The organism is Aeromonas sp. 2HA2 (genome assembly GCF_029237345.1).
GTDB classification, from domain to species: Bacteria; Pseudomonadota; Gammaproteobacteria; order Enterobacterales; family Aeromonadaceae; genus Aeromonas; species Aeromonas salmonicida.
Genome location: NZ_JAACGB010000026.1, coordinates 1 through 14,622, shown reverse-complemented (window position 1 = coordinate 14,622; position 14,622 = coordinate 1). Strand labels below are relative to the sequence as shown.

The following is a 14,622-nucleotide window of genomic DNA, read 5'->3' as shown; positions in this document are numbered from 1 at the left end:
GGCAGTTTGTGCTGCCGGCACGAAGGGAACGAAGTTACCCCCGCTGCGTGAAGCCAAGGCCACAGAAATACAGTGTAAAAAAAGCCAATAAAAACAATGCCAGTCAGGCTTAACTGACTGGCATTAGCCCAATGAGGGCCGTTTGAGTTTTTTCGGTATTAAATGCTGATTAGAGCATCAGACCGCCAAAGAAGAAGCCGAGTACCACGGCGAACGCTATGGTCGCGGTGCCGGGGATGAAGAAGGGGTGGTTGAACACGGCCTTGCCGATCCGGGTCGAGCCGGTGTCGTCCATCTCGACTGCGGCCAGCAGGGTCGGATAGGTCGGCAGCACGAACAGGGCGCTCACTGCGGCGAAGGAGGCAATCGCGGTCAGCGGGCTGACACCCAGCGCCAGTGCGGCCGGCATCAGGGCCTTGGTGGTGGCGCCTTGTGAGTAGAGCAGCATGGCGGAGAAGAACAGCACCACGGCCAGCAGCCAGGAATACTGGTTCAGCAGGTCGCCAGCGATCAGCTGAATGGTATCCATGTTGCCTTTCACGAAGACGTTGCCCAGCCAAGCCACACCCAGTACACAGATACAGGCGGACATACCGGACTTGAAGGTCGGCATGTTGGTGATTTGAGTGGCGTCCAGTTTGCAGACCAGGGTCATGATGGTGGCAGCAGCCAGCATGATGCCCATGATGGCACCGTCACGGGGAATCGGCGGATTGGCGATCAGGCCCACTTTGCCTGAGATGGCGGTGGCATAAGCCATGACGGCCACGATGGCGGCGATGAAGATCCAGACAGAAACCTTGGCGTAAGGCTTCAGCTCCAGCTTGGTGGTGCCGCGCAGCTTGATCAGCCCTTTGGCTTTACGCTCCAGATAGACTTCATCCTGATCCAGCGGTTTGCCCATCATGTTGGCAATGAAGGCGCCCAGGATACAGGCGATGAAGGTGGACGGAATGCAGATGGCCAGCAGAGTCAGGTAGTCGACACCGAATGGCTCAAGCATGCCGGAGAAGGCGACCACGGCCGCGGAAATCGGGGAGGCGGTGATGGCAATCTGGGAGGCTACGACCGCGATGGAGAGCGGACGGGAAGGACGAATGCCCTGCTCCTTGGCCACTTCGGCGATTACCGGCAGGGTGGAGAAGGCGGTGTGACCGGTACCGGCCAGCATTGTCATCAGATAGGTGACGATGGGGGCGGCGAAGGTGATGTACTTGGGATTCTTGCGAAGAGCCTTTTCTGCCAGCGAAACCAGGTAGTCCATGCCACCGGCCAGTTGCATACAGGCAATGGCACAGATGACGGACGCGATGATCATGATCACGTCCCAGGGGATGAAGGTGACCAGCTGGTCGCTCGGAATTTGTACCCCCAGGCCCCAGGTCAGCACCAGCACACCCAGACCACCGGCAAAGCCGATACCGATACTGCCTATCCGGGCACCCAGATAGATAGCGGCGAGCACGACAAGTAACTCGATAACAATCATAGCGAACACTCCATTTTCCAGTTTTTTTAGGTTTTATTTGGCAGAAAAGCCAATTCCCGATGGGACTGGGTTAGACCGATCGGGAACTGACTTTATGGGCCGGGATAAACCCGGCCCATTTTCTCGCTTATACGGTGGCTTCGCGGGTGTAGCGCTTGGCTTTGTATTGCGGGTTCATCAGGTTCTCGATGGAGAGGATTTCGTCCAGCTGTTCGGCGGTCAGCAGGCCGCGTTCCAGCACGACCTCACGAACGTTCTTGCCGGTCTGGGCGCAGATCTTGCCGACAATATCCCCTTCGTGGTGGCCGATGAAGGGGTTCAGGTAGGTCACGATGCCGATGGAGTTCAGCACGTGGTTCATGCAGATTTCCGGGTTGGCGGTAATACCTTCCACACACTTCTCGCGCAGGGAGATACAGGCTTTTTCCATCAGGCTCAGGGATTCGAACATGGCCTGACCAATCACCGGCTCCATGACGTTCAGCTGCAGCTGACCAGCTTCGGCGGCGAAAGTGATGGTGACATCGTTACCGAATACCTTGAAGCAGGTCTGGTTGACCACTTCCGGGATAACCGGGTTGACCTTGGCCGGCATGATGGAAGAACCCGCCTGCATTTCCGGCAGGTTGATCTCTTTGAGTGCAGTGCGCGGACCGGAGGAGAGCAGACGTAGGTCATTACAGATCTTGGACATTTTCATGGCCAGACGCTTGATGGCACCGTGCAGCATCACATAGGCGCCACAGTCGGAGGTCGCTTCGATCAGGTCTTCTGCCGGAACATAAGCACGACCGGTGATCTCGGCCAGGCGTTTGATGGCCAGCGCTGAGTACTCGGGCGGGGTGTTCAGGCCGGTACCGATGGCGGTTGCGCCCAGGTTCACTTCCAGCAGCAGCTCCTGGCAACGCTTGATGGACTTGATCTCTTCACGCAGGGTAACGGCGAAGGCGTGGAACTCCTGACCCAGAGTCATGGGAACCGCGTCCTGCAGCTGGGTACGACCCATCTTCAGGATGCTTTTGAATTCCTTGGCCTTGCCATCAAAGGCGGCGATCAGTGCTTCCAGGGCATGCAGTGTGGTGTCTGTGCTGTTGACCACGGCAACGCGGAAGCCGGTAGGGTAGGCGTCGTTGGTGGATTGGCACTTGTTGACGTGGTCATTGGGGTTGATGACGTCGTAACGGCCCTTCTCCAGCCCCATGATCTCGAGGGCGATGTTGGCCAGTACTTCGTTGGTGTTCATGTTGACGGAGGTGCCTGCACCACCCTGGTAAACGTCGACCGGGAACTGGTCGAAACATTTGCCGGTGTTCAGCATCAGGTCGCAGGCTTCTACGATCTTGTCAGCAATGTCAGGACGGATGGTGCCCAGTTCGCCGTTCGCCAGAGCGGCGGCCTTCTTGGTCAGCACCATGCCGCGGACAAATTCCGGAACGTCAGAAATCTTCTGAGTGCTCAGCTTGAAGTTTTCGACTGCGCGCTGGGTATGCACGCCGTAGTAGAGCTCATTGGAAACTTCTTTGGTGCCCAGCAGGTCTTCTTCAATGCGGACGTTCTTGATGTCGCTCATTGTAATGCCTCAGAAATCAGATAAATGGAAACGATCCTCACCGAGTGGTCGCGAGTTCCTTACGCACGGCTCATCCTGAAGCACCACACATCGAGTGGGGCAGTTGGGAGCGTTTTTTGCTCCCTTAATTACTAGCGTCGATATTACCTCAATTGAGGTATCTGATATTAGACCTGGATCACTAAATTTGAGACAACCTCAAATAACTTGTGGTCATTAAACAGATATTGCAATTGAGCGATTAACTTTGACAGAACAAGGACTTCAATCACAGTCGGCCATGCCGGTTTTTCTGAATATCTGGCGCTCTGTCACCCTTCACACTTGAAAAATGGGTGTCGACCCCCACTTTAATATTCAGGAACCGACTTTGTGGCGTGTTGGCAGCGAAATATGCGTTTGCTGCAAGAGCTCACGGGTTCATCCAAATTCACTCGCACTGAGGTTGTTATGGGCAAGTTATTTCTGTTGTTGGTCGGTCTGGTGCTGCTTGAGCTCACCGTGATGATCGAGGTGGGCTCCGTGATTGGCGCCTTGCCAACCGTAGGCTTGCTGGTGCTGACCGCCGTGCTCGGGTCATCGCTGGTTCGCAGTGAAGGCATCAAGACCCTGCTCAATGCGCAGCAAAAAATGCAGCAAGGGGAGATGCCGGGTCGTGAGGTGATGGGGGGCATGATGCTGGCGCTGGCCGGCTTGCTGCTGATCATCCCGGGCTTTGTGACCGACTTCTTCGGAATCCTGTTGCTGCAGCCATGGCTGCGCAACAAGCTGGCTGACAAACTCATTGGCAGCAATCAGTTCCGGATGCAGATGGGCGGTTTTCATGCCCAGCAGCCTCCATTCGAGGCGCGTCCAGGCGAGGAACAACCGGGTCAGGTCAATCGTGGCGGGACCACCATCGAAGGCGAATTCGAGCGTAAAGAGTAAGCCTCTGTAGCGAAGCTGTGCCTGTCAGGGTTTGCCCTGATGGCACAATCGCTCGAAACGGTGGCGTGCATACCACCATGCCAGAGTGCCCGCTGCCAGATTTGCCAGCAGTATCCCCAGATAGACTCCCTGTTCCCCTCCCAGCTCCGCCCCCAGCCAGGCCCCTGGCAACAAGAACACAAACAGCCGCAATCCGTTGAACAGAAACGAGATGCTCGATGCCCTGACGCCGTTGAGTGCCGAGGCCAGCAGCATCACCATGCCCTGGAAGCCATACCCTATGGGTACCAGGTGCAAATACAGAATGATGAGGCGCACTACTTGTGGATGATCGCTGAACAGGTTGGCGATAAGCGGTGCCAGCAACCAGGTCAGCCCGTATACGCCGAGCTGGAACAGCAAAGCGAAGCGCATGCAAAATTGCAGTGCAGCCCTGGCGCGCGCCGGATTGCCAGCCCCGCAGTTTTGCGAGATGAAGGGGGCCAGCACGGAGGAGAGCGCCATCATCACTATGAGCAGCAGTGCCTCGACCCGGGAGGCGGCGCCGTAGGCGGCCACCACTTCGGTGCCCAGACCTGCGAAGATGATCATCAGCACCGCATTGGCCAGGGGGTTGAGCATGTTGGTGAAAGAGGCCGGCACGGCCACGTGGAGCAAGGCGCGCCAGTGGGCCAGCAATTGTGGGCGAGGGGACAGGCGCCATCGCAGCAAGCCTTCCCGATGGCGCAATATGTAGAGGCTGACCAGCATGGCCATCAACCAGGAGATCGACGTGGCGATAGCCGCCCCGCGGATCCCCCATTCGGGAAAGGGGCCTATGCCAAAAATGAGCAGGGGATCCAGCACGCCGTTCACCAGCCCCGCCACCGTCATCACCAGGCTGGGCGTCTTGGTATCCCCGGTGGCCCGAATGGCGGCATTGCCCACCATGGGCAGCACCAGCATGGGCACGGTCAGATACCAGATAAGCATGTAGTCATAGATGAGGCGGATCAGCTGATCGCTGGCGCCGAGCAGCCGAAACAGGGGCTGTATGGTGCATGCTCCCAGCAGCGAGAGGAGCGTGACCAGCACCACGGCCAGAAACAGGCAGTCGGTGGTGATGCGGGCGGCTTCGTCATGTTTGCCCTGACCGAGGGCATGGCCGATGACGGCGGAGAGCCCAGCCCCCAGCCCCATTGCCAGCGAGGTGACCACGAAGGTGACTGGGAAGGTGAAGCTGATGGCGGCGAGAGCCTGGGTGCCCAGCATACCGATGAAGAAGGTATCGACCAGATTGAATGCCAGTATGGCGATGATGCCGAGGATCATGGGGCCCGTCATGCGCAGCAGCACGGACGTCATGGGGGCGGTCAGCAGGGGGTTGGGTCGGGTCACGAGCTCGTCTCTATACATCTGGCGAAGTGAGTTCTGGCTGCAGGCAGCACAAACCCGGTTTCCTGACCGGGACACGGGCGATCCATCGAAGATATTCATAGTACGTGAAAATATTTTTTTTGTATTTGCCCTTGAAGGGTTAACAAAAACGCCCCACATCAGAGACATATCTAATTTGGCCAGGAATGGCCATTCCTCAAAGCAACACAGAGACTCATTTTGGGAGAGTTATCGATGAAAATTCGTCCACTGCACGACCGCGTCATCATCAAGCGCATCGAAGCTGAAGCCAAATCCGCTGGCGGCATTGTCTTGACTGGTACTGCGGCCCAGAAGTCCACCCGTGGTGAAGTACTTGCCGTGGGGACTGGCCGAATTCTGGATAATGGCGATGTCAAAGCACTCGCCGTCAAGGTTGGTGACAAGGTGATCTTCAACGAGGGCTACGGTGTGAAGACCGAGAAGCTGGATGGTCAGGATGTACTGATCCTGTCTGAAACCGACATCCTGGCGATTGTCGAAGCGTAATCCACCCTTTCCCCTGCGAATTGATTGAAGGATTGAAGAAAATGGCAGCTAAAGAAGTCAAATTTGGCAACGAAGCCCGCATCAAGATGCTGGAAGGCGTAAACATCCTGGCCGATGCCGTCAAGGTTACCCTGGGTCCTAAAGGCCGCAACGTGGTACTGGACAAGTCCTTCGGTGCACCGACCATCACCAAGGATGGCGTCTCCGTGGCGCGTGAAATCGAACTGGAAGACAAGTTCCAGAACATGGGCGCCCAGATGGTCAAGGAAGTTGCTTCCAAGGCCAACGATGCTGCCGGTGACGGTACCACCACAGCAACCGTACTGGCTCAGGCCATCGTCAACGAAGGTCTGAAGGCCGTTGCTGCCGGCATGAACCCCATGGATCTGAAGCGCGGTATCGACAAGGCAGTGATCGCCGCCGTTGCCGAGCTGCAAGTGCTGTCCCAGCCGTGCGCTGACAACAACGCCATCGCTCAGGTAGGCACCATCTCCGCCAACTCCGACGAGAAAGTGGGCAAGCTGATTGCTGAAGCCATGGACAAAGTCGGCCGTGATGGCGTCATCACGGTTGAAGATGGTCAGGGCCTGGACGACGAGCTGGCTGTGGTAGAAGGCATGCAGTTCGACCGTGGCTACCTCTCCCCCTACTTCGTCAACAAGCCGGAAACCGGTGCCGTTGAGCTGGATGATCCCTTCATCCTGCTGGTGGACAAGAAAGTATCCAACATCCGCGAAATGCTGCCGGTGCTGGAAGGCGTTGCCAAAGCAGGCAAGCCGCTGCTGATCGTTGCCGAAGATGTGGAAGGCGAAGCGCTGGCTACCTTGGTGGTCAACACCATGCGTGGCATTGTGAAAGTGGCTGCCGTCAAGGCGCCGGGCTTCGGTGACCGTCGCAAGGCCATGCTGCAGGATATCGCCATGCTGACCGGTGGTACCGTGATCTCTGAAGAAGTGGGCATGGAACTGGAAAAAGCGACCCTGGAAGATCTGGGCCGTGCCAAGCGTATCGTCATCACCAAAGAGAACACCACCATCATCGATGGCGTGGGTGATGCTGCCCTGATCGAAAGCCGTGTGGCCCAGATCCGTCAGCAAATCGAAGAGACCTCTTCCGATTACGACCGTGAGAAGCTGCAAGAGCGCGTAGCCAAACTGGCGGGTGGCGTTGCCGTGATCAAGGTCGGTGCTGCGACCGAAGTCGAGATGAAAGAGAAGAAAGCCCGTGTTGACGATGCCCTGCACGCAACTCGCGCTGCCGTAGAAGAAGGCGTTGTTGCTGGTGGTGGTGTGGCGCTGGTACGCGTTGCCGCCAAACTGGCCGGTCTGCGTGGTGACAACGAAGATCAGAACGTGGGTATCAAGGTTGCCTTGCGCGCCATGGAAGCCCCGCTGCGTCAAATCGTCATCAACGCTGGCGAAGAAGCCTCCGTCATTGCCAACGCCGTGAAAAATGGTGAAGGCAACTTCGGCTATAACGCTTACACCGAACAGTACGGTGACATGCTGGCCATGGGGATCCTGGATCCGACCAAGGTCACCCGTTCTGCTCTGCAGTTCGCCTCTTCCATTGCCGGCCTGATGATCACCACAGAGTGCATGATCACTGAGCTGCCGAAGAAAGATACCCCTGCCATGCCTGACATGGGCGGCATGGGTGGCATGGGCATGATGTAATTCAGTCCTGGTTACCAAACGGCTCGCTTTTGCGGGCCGTTTTTTTTATGGCGACTAAACTGAGTCTATTGTTGGTGACTTTTTCTGAGGTGAGTATGCGTGCACTGGGTTTGATTCCATTACTGTTTTCTCTGGCGATGCCGGTTATGGCCCTTGAGGCGCCGCAGGGCCCCGTCATCTTGACGGTGACCGGCAATGTGAAGCCTGCCGATGCAACAGAGGGAGAGGTGGCTTTCGATCTGGCCATGCTCAAAGCCTTGCCCCAGCATGAAATAGTGACGGGAAATCCCTGGGTCGACAAACCGCACAAGTATGTGGGACCCAAGCTGGCAGATGTACTGGCTGCCGTCGGAGCGGATGGCAAATCCATTACCCTGACCGCCCTGAACAGTTTTCAGATACGGATCAACTGGGACAAGGTCAGCAAATACGATCCCATTCTGGCCTGGCAAGATGACGGTGTGACCATGCGGGTACGGAATAAGGGGCCGCTTTGGTTTATCCTACCGCTTGATCAGCATCCGGAGCTGAAACGATCAGAGTTCACTGACATGATGATCTGGCAGTTGAATGCGGTTGACGTTCAACATTGATATAACGGCGTGCGGGAGTGCGAGTGAAAGCAAAGACCAAGGCGTGGCCTTTACTTGTCGTTCTTTACCTATCCATCCTGTTGTTTACGGGAAGTACCCTGTATTGCCTCGCGCAGATACAGAATGCGACCCGGGTGATGGAAAAGTACACCTATGACGTCTCTTGGGCGCTGATGCAGTTGCAGCTGGAGTTGGGGCGCTTCCTCAACTCCGTCGAGATCTACCATTATGGTGGCATCGATCACGACACTCTGATGCTGCGTTACGACATCCTCTGGAGCCGCACGCCAATCCTGCTCAGCGGGCAGTTGCGCCAGAGCATGAAAGACAAGCAAAAGACCCTGCGTCTGGTGCAGCTGATTGAAAGCAACATCCGCGAGATGGAGTCCAACATCACCAATCTGAAGTCGGGCACGCCAGAGTATCAGCAAATCATGATGCGACTGGCCCCTCTGCAAGAACCTCTCTCCTACTCCCTTGCATCTGTCATGCAGAAGAACATCAACGTCTACTCGGGCAATGACAAGCGTTTCGGTCAGCTGCGCAACGCCTTGCTGTTTATGGTTTCCGGTCTGGTGTTGTCCGTGATGTTGCTCAGTGGCCTGCTGATCCGCGAGGCGCGCCGCCATTTCCGGGCTGCAAGAGTCGATCCCCTGACCGGGCTGGTTAATCGGCTGGCGTTGCTGGAGAAGATGGAATCGTACGCAACCAAGGAGATACCATTTGGTTTGGTACTGGTCGATATCAACGATTTTCGGGATATCAACAGCAAGTTTGGCTACAACACCGGCGACTTTTTGCTGCAGGAGATGGCAAAGCGGGTTCGCGGCCTGTGTGAAAACGGTGAGTGGGTGGCGCGTCTGGGTGGCGATCAGTTTGCCATTATCCAGCGTGAGAGCAGTGACCTGCGGCAGGTGAGAGAGCTGGTTGTACGCCTGCTTCATGCGCTCAAGCAAGACATCATCATCGACAACTACCCCTTCCGGCTGGAGGTGGGGATAGGTATCGCCTTCTTCCCGATGGACAGCAAACTGACCCAGGAGCTGCTCAGTCGGGCCGAGCAGGCGCTGTTCCACAGTCGCAAGACCCATGTCCCTTATGTCATCTATGACAACTCGCTGCTCAATGAAACTGCGCGGCGCAAGCATCTGGCAAGCGACATGATCATGGCGCTGGAGCACAACGCACTCGAACTGTATTACCAGCCCATAGTCAATCTTGAAAGCGGTCGCTGCGAGGCTGTCGAAGCGCTGCTGCGCTGGCGTCACCCTGAATTGGGGTTCATTCCGCCCAACGAGGTGATCCAGGTGGCGGAAGAGTTCCAGCTGGCCGAGAAACTGGGCAGCTGGGTGCTGAACACCGCCTGTGAGCAGCTCTATCAGTGGCAGCAGCTTGGACTGGTCGACTTGCAAATGTGCGTGAATATCTCGCCTGGCATGTACCAGCGCAATTTGTTGAAACTGGTCGCCAAGGCGTTGATGGATCACCATATCCCGGCCGCCAGCCTGGTGTTGGAGGTGACGGAAGACACCACAATGCGCGAGGTGAAGAATTCCCTGCAGCTGATGCAGGATCTGAATCAACAAGGGGTGCAGTTGGCGCTGGATGATTTCGGTACCGGCTACTCATCTCTCAGCTATCTGCAGAAACTGCCGGTCAGCAAGGTAAAGATCGATCGCTCCTTTATCCAGGGGATCGATACCTCGATAGAAGCATCTGAATTGGTCGCCAACATTTGCCGTATGGGTTCCATGCTGGGCAAGAGTCTGGTGTGCGAAGGGATTGAAACTCAGGCGCAGCTCGATGTTTTGCGCACACTCACTGATATGCATCTGTATGGACAAGGTTATCTGTTCAGCCGCCCCGAGCAGGCCGAGAAGATATATCAGACTCTTCTGGAGATGGAGGAGGCGTGGTTGAAGCGGAGCCAGCCGGGTAAGGCGTATTTAATTTAGCCAAAACAGTTCATGTTTGGCGCAAGATGGCCGATAGTCTTAGGGCAGGAGGTACACCATGGATATATCTAGTTCTGCTAATGCGTCGTTTGGTTCTGCGTTGATGACGGCCAGTCTGGCCAAAAAACAGCAGACTCAAGAGGGCGAAGCTGCGCTGAAGCTGTTGCAAAATGCAGCCCAATCCGCGCCGGTTGCACCGACATCGGCCAGCGGCTCGCTGGGAAGCAAGATCGATATTCGCGTCTGACCCTAATGAAAAAGCCCCCATCTCGCGATGGGGGCTTTTTTATATCTGCGATTTGCTTCGCATCCCTTCAGGTCAGAGCGGGAAGGGCGCTGGCGCCTCGAAGGTCATCCGCTCGCCGCTGCGGGGGTGGCTGATGGTCAGCATGGCCGCATGCAGGTAAAGATGGGGCGCCGCCGCCAGCGCACCCGGATGGGCATAGAGGTTGTCACCCAGAATCGGGTGCCCCAGCTCCAGCATATGGACGCGCAGCTGGTGGGAGCGACCCGTGATGGGGGTCAGCTTGATCAGGCTGTTGCCGTTCTCCACCTTCAGCTTTTCCCACAGGGTCAGGGCGTGGCGCCCCTCTTCGAAATCCACCTTCTGCTTCGGGCGGTTGGGCCAGTCGACGCAGAGCGGCAGGTCAACCTGACCCGACTCTGCCTCCGGCTCGCCCCACACCCAGGCGAGGTAGTGCTTCTCGGTCTCCCGCTCGCGAAATTGCCGACTCAGCTCCCGATGAGAATTGGGGGTGAGGGGTATGACAATGACGCCAGTGGTGGACATGTCGAGGCGATGGGCTGCCGCCGCCTTGGGGTGCTGCTGCTTCACCCGATGCAGGACGCTGTCTTCATTCTCGGGACCGCGCCCGGGGACGCTCAGCAGGCCGGTGGGCTTGTTGACCACCATGATGTCCTTGTCCTTGAACAGGATATCGAGCCAGGGTTCCAGAGGCGGTGAGTATTCAAACATAAATGTCTCGCATCAAAAGGTGGGGGCAAGCCCCCATCAGTTATGGGTAACCACAATCATAAAGGGCATGGGATCCCGCGTGAGCCGGAGCAGGTCATGCCTCTTCACTGCCTTGTCAGTTATGGATGACCACGATAATAAAGTGCATGGTATCCAGCCTGAGCCGGATCAGGTCATGTCTATTCATTGCCGCGTCAGTTATGGGTGACCACGATAAAGCGGATTGCATCCAGCTTGAGTTGGGTCTGATCGATCAGGTGGTGCAATTCTGCCTGCAGATTGCGCAGATAATCCAGTTCGCTGTCACGCACGTTCGGATTGACTGCCTTGAGCGCTTCCAGACGATCGAGATCCTGCTGCAGGGTCTGCGCCATCCGGGCACGGGCCTTGTCGACAATCCCGGCTTTCAGCTCTTCGGCAATGACCTGGCCCTTGCCAATCAGACCGTGGATCACCGGCTGGGAAGCGGTGACCAGCTTGCTGCCAAGGTGGCGGTTGACCGGAGTCAGCTGGCGGTTGAAGGCATCGAATGCCACCTTCTCACCCAGATTCTGACCGTTCTTGTCCATCAGCAGGCGGATCGGTGTCGGCGGCATGAAGCGATAGAGCTGGGGATGGGCTGCAGACTCGGCGACGAAGATCAGCTCAAGCAGGATGGAGCCGATGGGCAGCGCCTTGTTCTTGAGCAGGGCCACAGACGTTGCGCCGATCTCGGAGCCCAGAATGAGGTCTATACCGCCGCGCATCATGGGGTGATCCCAGGAGAGCAGCGCCATGTCATCCCGTGACAAGGCGGTCGGGCGATCGAAGGTGATGGTCATGCCATCCTGCGGCAGGCCCGGGAAGCTGGATACCAGCATGTGATCCCCCGGGGTCAGCACCAGAGCGTTCTCGCCTCTGTCATCCTGATTGACGCCGATCTCGTCGAACATCTTGAGGGCGAAGGAGACCATGCCTGTGTCATCATCTTCGGCGGCCAGCTTGTCAACCAGTTGCTGGGCGGCGGCGCCACCGCTGGAGTGGATCTCCAGCAGGCGATCGCGACCCTGCTCCAGTCTGGCTTTGAGCGGCTCGTGCAGCTCGCGGGTCTTGATCAGCAGGGCGTCGAGGGTCGCCTGCTCGCCGGTGTTGGCGGCCAGCAGCTCGAACAGCTCGTCACGCACAGCTTCGAATACCGGGCGGGCAGTCGGGCAGGTCTGCTCGAACGCATCCAGACCATCGTGATACCAGAGCTGCAGGGCGCGCTGGGCAGTCCCTTCCAGATAAGGAACGTGGATCTCGACGGTATTCTGCTGACCGATACGGTCCAGACGACCGATGCGCTGTTCCAGCAGATCCGGATTGAGGGGCAGATCGAACAGCACCAGATGGCTGGCAAACTGGAAGTTGCGACCTTCTGAACCGATTTCTGAGCAGAGCAGCACCTGGGCGCCACCATCCTCTTGCGCGAAATAGGCGGAGGCCTTGTCCCGCTCGAGGATAGACATCCCTTCATGGAACACTGTGCCGCGGATCCCTTCACGGGTACGCAGCGCCTCTTCCAGTGCTATGGCGGTGGCCGCTTCGGAGCAGATCACCAGCACCTTTTGCTGGCGAGCAGAGAGCAGCAGCTCCAGCAACCAGTCGACGCGGGGATCGAACTGGGTCCAGGTAGCGTTTTCCCCTTCGAACTGCTGAAAGATCTTCTCGGGATAGAGATAGCGCAGGGCGCGGGTCTGCAGATCGCCGCCATTGCCACCCATCATGCCCATCACCTTGATAGCAGTCTTGTACTGCTCCGGCAGTGGCATGGGGTAGACATTGAGGTGGCGCTCGGGGAAACCCTGAATATTGGCGCGGCTGTTACGGAACAGCACCCGGCCGGTGCCGTGCTGATCCAGCAGCTTGGCGACCGCTTGTTGGCGGGCAGCAGCATCGCTCATATCCAGCCCTTCCAGCTGGCTGGCAAGGATCTGCCTGGCTTCATCGCTCAGGGTCTCGCCATCCAGCAGTTCTTGCGCCGCGCTGGCGACCTTGCCGTAAGCTTGCTCCTCGGCGAGGAAGGCCTCGTAATCGTAGAAGCGCTCCGGGTCGAGCAGGCGCAGACGGGCAAAGTGGCTCTGGTGGCCCAACTGATCCGGGGTGGCGGTCAGCAGCAGCACACCCGGCACTTGTTCGGCCAACGCTTCCACCATTTCGTAGGCGCGGCTTGGGGCATCAATGCTCCACTCAAGATGATGCGCCTCGTCGACAACCAGCAGATCCCACTCGGCTTCCAGCACCTGCTCGAAACGACGACGCTTCTTGCGCAGGAAGTCGAGACTGCAGATCACCAGCTGCTCGGTCTCGAAGGGGTTCTCCGCATCGGCGAAGGCCTCGATGCATCGCTCCTCGTCAAACAGGGAGAAGTGCAGGTTGAAGCGGCGCAGCATTTCGACCAGCCACTGGTGCTGGAGAGTCTCGGGCAGCAGTATGAGCACGCGATGGGCGCGACCGGAGAGCAGTTGCTGATGGATGATCATGCCCGCTTCGATGGTCTTGCCCAGGCCCACTTCATCGGCCAGCAGTACGCGCGGAGCATAGCGGTGTCCCACTTCATGGGCGATATAAAGCTGGTGCGGGATCAGGCTGACCCGGCCACCGGCCAGACCGCGAGTCGGGTTAAGGCGACGTTTATGCTGGTTGATCAGCGCTTCGTAACGCAGAGTAAAGCGGGACATACGGTCAATCTGACCGGCGAACAGGCGATCCTGCGGCTTGTTGAATTTGATAAAGTTGCTGAGAAACACTTCCTTGAGGGCAACGGGCTCATCATTGTCGGTGCGTACACCTACATATATAAGCAGACCGTCTTTTTCCTGCACTTCTTCGACCGTCATGGTCCAGTCTTCGTGAGTGGCGATCTGATCGCCCACATTGAAGCTGACCCGGGTTACCGGCGCCTCTTCTTTGGCATACATGCGGTTTTCACCGGTAGCCGGAAACAACAGGGTAACCATGCGTCCTTCAACAGCAACGACAGTCCCCAACCCCAGATCCGTCTCTGTATCACTAATCCAACGCTGGCCAAGTGCAAAAGGCATTAAACTCTCCAAAGCCCAAGAGTGTGTGAATCGCAAAGGGGCGCTATGTTACCCGAAGGCGTGACCTCGATCACCATGCATATAGAAGTGGGCGGTGCCAATTCGCTACAAGTTTGATCTATCGCTGCCAAGACATCATTGAAGATAGACATGTGTCGCCATATGAGTGTGTTGTTGCGGGATAAACAGTCTTTTTGGTGAATTGATGAGCTGTTGAGGTAATAATTCGAATTTAATTCGAAACGCCCCTTGCAAGCGTGATCCAGATCCCTATAATGCGCCACATCGACAGGGCAAGCGGCAACGCAAACAACCTAGTCGATAACCTCGAAAAGCCTTTGGAAATAAGGCTTGACTCGAGAAGGCGGTTGAGTAGAATTCCACTCCCGCAGCAACACACTGTTGCGTCGCTCTTTAACAATTTGAATCAAGCAATCTGTGTGGGCACTCACAGCATCGAACATCAAAC

General features: G+C 57.1%; 11 protein-coding genes. 6 read left to right on the top strand and 5 right to left on the bottom strand.

What is annotated here, in order from left to right; translation table 11 throughout:
- Positions 1 to 169: 169 nt before the first annotated feature.
- Both GWQ29_RS21175 and aspA read right to left on the bottom strand, forming a co-directional pair.
- The gene (locus GWQ29_RS21175) at positions 170 to 1,489 is read right to left on the bottom strand and encodes an anaerobic C4-dicarboxylate transporter (RefSeq protein WP_265421917.1); all 1,320 of its coding nucleotides are present in this window, start codon (positions 1,487 to 1,489) and stop codon (positions 170 to 172) included.
- A 127-nt stretch (positions 1,490 to 1,616) separates the two neighbouring features.
- Complete coding sequence (aspA, locus tag GWQ29_RS21170; RefSeq protein ID WP_169047459.1) at positions 1,617 to 3,059, bottom strand: aspartate ammonia-lyase; 1,443 nt, start codon at positions 3,057 to 3,059, stop codon at positions 1,617 to 1,619.
- 450 nt (positions 3,060 to 3,509) lie between these two features.
- On the opposite strand from aspA, the gene GWQ29_RS21165 reads away from it, so the two are divergent.
- Positions 3,510 to 3,986, top strand: coding sequence for an FxsA family protein (locus tag GWQ29_RS21165; RefSeq protein ID WP_005318970.1), 477 nt, complete (start codon positions 3,510 to 3,512; stop codon positions 3,984 to 3,986).
- Between the two features lie 24 nt (positions 3,987 to 4,010).
- On the opposite strand, the gene GWQ29_RS21160 is transcribed toward GWQ29_RS21165, so the two are convergent.
- On the bottom strand, positions 4,011 to 5,381 hold the full coding sequence (locus tag GWQ29_RS21160) for an MATE family efflux transporter (RefSeq protein ID WP_059113491.1): 1,371 nt from the start codon (positions 5,379 to 5,381) through the stop codon (positions 4,011 to 4,013).
- A gap of 216 nt (positions 5,382 to 5,597) precedes the next feature.
- Between GWQ29_RS21160 and GWQ29_RS21155 the strand changes: the two genes are divergently transcribed.
- The 5 genes from GWQ29_RS21155 to GWQ29_RS21135 all read left to right on the top strand — a co-directional run bounded on the left by GWQ29_RS21155 (position 5,598) and on the right by GWQ29_RS21135 (position 10,362).
- Entirely contained in the window at positions 5,598 to 5,891 is a 294-nt protein-coding gene (locus tag GWQ29_RS21155) for a co-chaperone GroES (RefSeq protein ID WP_005318973.1), read from the top strand.
- A 41-nt stretch (positions 5,892 to 5,932) separates the two neighbouring features.
- Positions 5,933 to 7,567 carry a chaperonin GroEL gene (gene groL / locus GWQ29_RS21150; RefSeq protein ID WP_021140096.1) on the top strand — a complete coding sequence of 545 codons (1,635 nt, stop codon included), beginning with the start codon at positions 5,933 to 5,935 and terminating at the stop codon, positions 7,565 to 7,567.
- Between the two features lie 95 nt (positions 7,568 to 7,662).
- Positions 7,663 to 8,160: a molybdopterin-binding oxidoreductase gene (locus tag GWQ29_RS21145; RefSeq protein ID WP_275920252.1), complete on the top strand. Its 498-nt coding sequence runs from the start codon at positions 7,663 to 7,665 to the stop codon at positions 8,158 to 8,160.
- A gap of 23 nt (positions 8,161 to 8,183) precedes the next feature.
- A complete protein-coding gene (locus tag GWQ29_RS21140) occupies positions 8,184 to 10,115 on the top strand; it encodes a GGDEF domain-containing phosphodiesterase (RefSeq protein WP_212540061.1) in 1,932 nt (643 codons plus the stop codon).
- Positions 10,116 to 10,173: 58 nt separating this feature from the next.
- Positions 10,174 to 10,362 (top strand): hypothetical protein, encoded by a 189-nt coding sequence (locus GWQ29_RS21135; RefSeq protein ID WP_021140099.1) that lies wholly within the window; start codon positions 10,174 to 10,176, stop codon positions 10,360 to 10,362.
- Positions 10,363 to 10,434: 72 nt separating this feature from the next.
- Here GWQ29_RS21135 and rluA read toward each other — a convergent pair whose 3' ends face one another.
- Positions 10,435 to 11,091, bottom strand: a complete 657-nt coding sequence (gene rluA / locus GWQ29_RS21130) for a bifunctional tRNA pseudouridine(32) synthase/23S rRNA pseudouridine(746) synthase RluA (protein WP_275909535.1) — start codon at positions 11,089 to 11,091, stop codon at positions 10,435 to 10,437.
- 194 nt (positions 11,092 to 11,285) lie between these two features.
- Positions 11,286 to 14,153 carry an RNA polymerase-associated protein RapA gene (gene rapA, locus GWQ29_RS21125; RefSeq protein WP_256687436.1) on the bottom strand — a complete coding sequence of 956 codons (2,868 nt, stop codon included), beginning with the start codon at positions 14,151 to 14,153 and terminating at the stop codon, positions 11,286 to 11,288.
- Positions 14,154 to 14,622 lie beyond the last annotated feature (469 nt).

What these genes read in the sequence shown, in the direction of transcription:
- GWQ29_RS21175 (WP_265421917.1), bottom strand. Translation starts at nt 1,489, where the DNA reads ATGATTGTTATCGAGTTACTTGTCGTGCTCGCCGCTATCTATCTGGGT.
- aspA (WP_169047459.1), bottom strand. Translation starts at nt 3,059, where the DNA reads ATGAGCGACATCAAGAACGTCCGCATTGAAGAAGACCTGCTGGGCACC.
- GWQ29_RS21165 (WP_005318970.1), top strand. Translation starts at nt 3,510, where the DNA reads ATGGGCAAGTTATTTCTGTTGTTGGTCGGTCTGGTGCTGCTTGAGCTC.
- GWQ29_RS21160 (WP_059113491.1), bottom strand. Translation starts at nt 5,381, where the DNA reads ATGTATAGAGACGAGCTCGTGACCCGACCCAACCCCCTGCTGACCGCC.
- GWQ29_RS21155 (WP_005318973.1), top strand. Translation starts at nt 5,598, where the DNA reads ATGAAAATTCGTCCACTGCACGACCGCGTCATCATCAAGCGCATCGAA.
- groL (WP_021140096.1), top strand. Translation starts at nt 5,933, where the DNA reads ATGGCAGCTAAAGAAGTCAAATTTGGCAACGAAGCCCGCATCAAGATG.
- GWQ29_RS21145 (WP_275920252.1), top strand. Translation starts at nt 7,663, where the DNA reads ATGCGTGCACTGGGTTTGATTCCATTACTGTTTTCTCTGGCGATGCCG.
- GWQ29_RS21135 (WP_021140099.1), top strand. Translation starts at nt 10,174, where the DNA reads ATGGATATATCTAGTTCTGCTAATGCGTCGTTTGGTTCTGCGTTGATG.
- rluA (WP_275909535.1), bottom strand. Translation starts at nt 11,091, where the DNA reads ATGTTTGAATACTCACCGCCTCTGGAACCCTGGCTCGATATCCTGTTC.
- rapA (WP_256687436.1), bottom strand. Translation starts at nt 14,153, where the DNA reads ATGCCTTTTGCACTTGGCCAGCGTTGGATTAGTGATACAGAGACGGAT.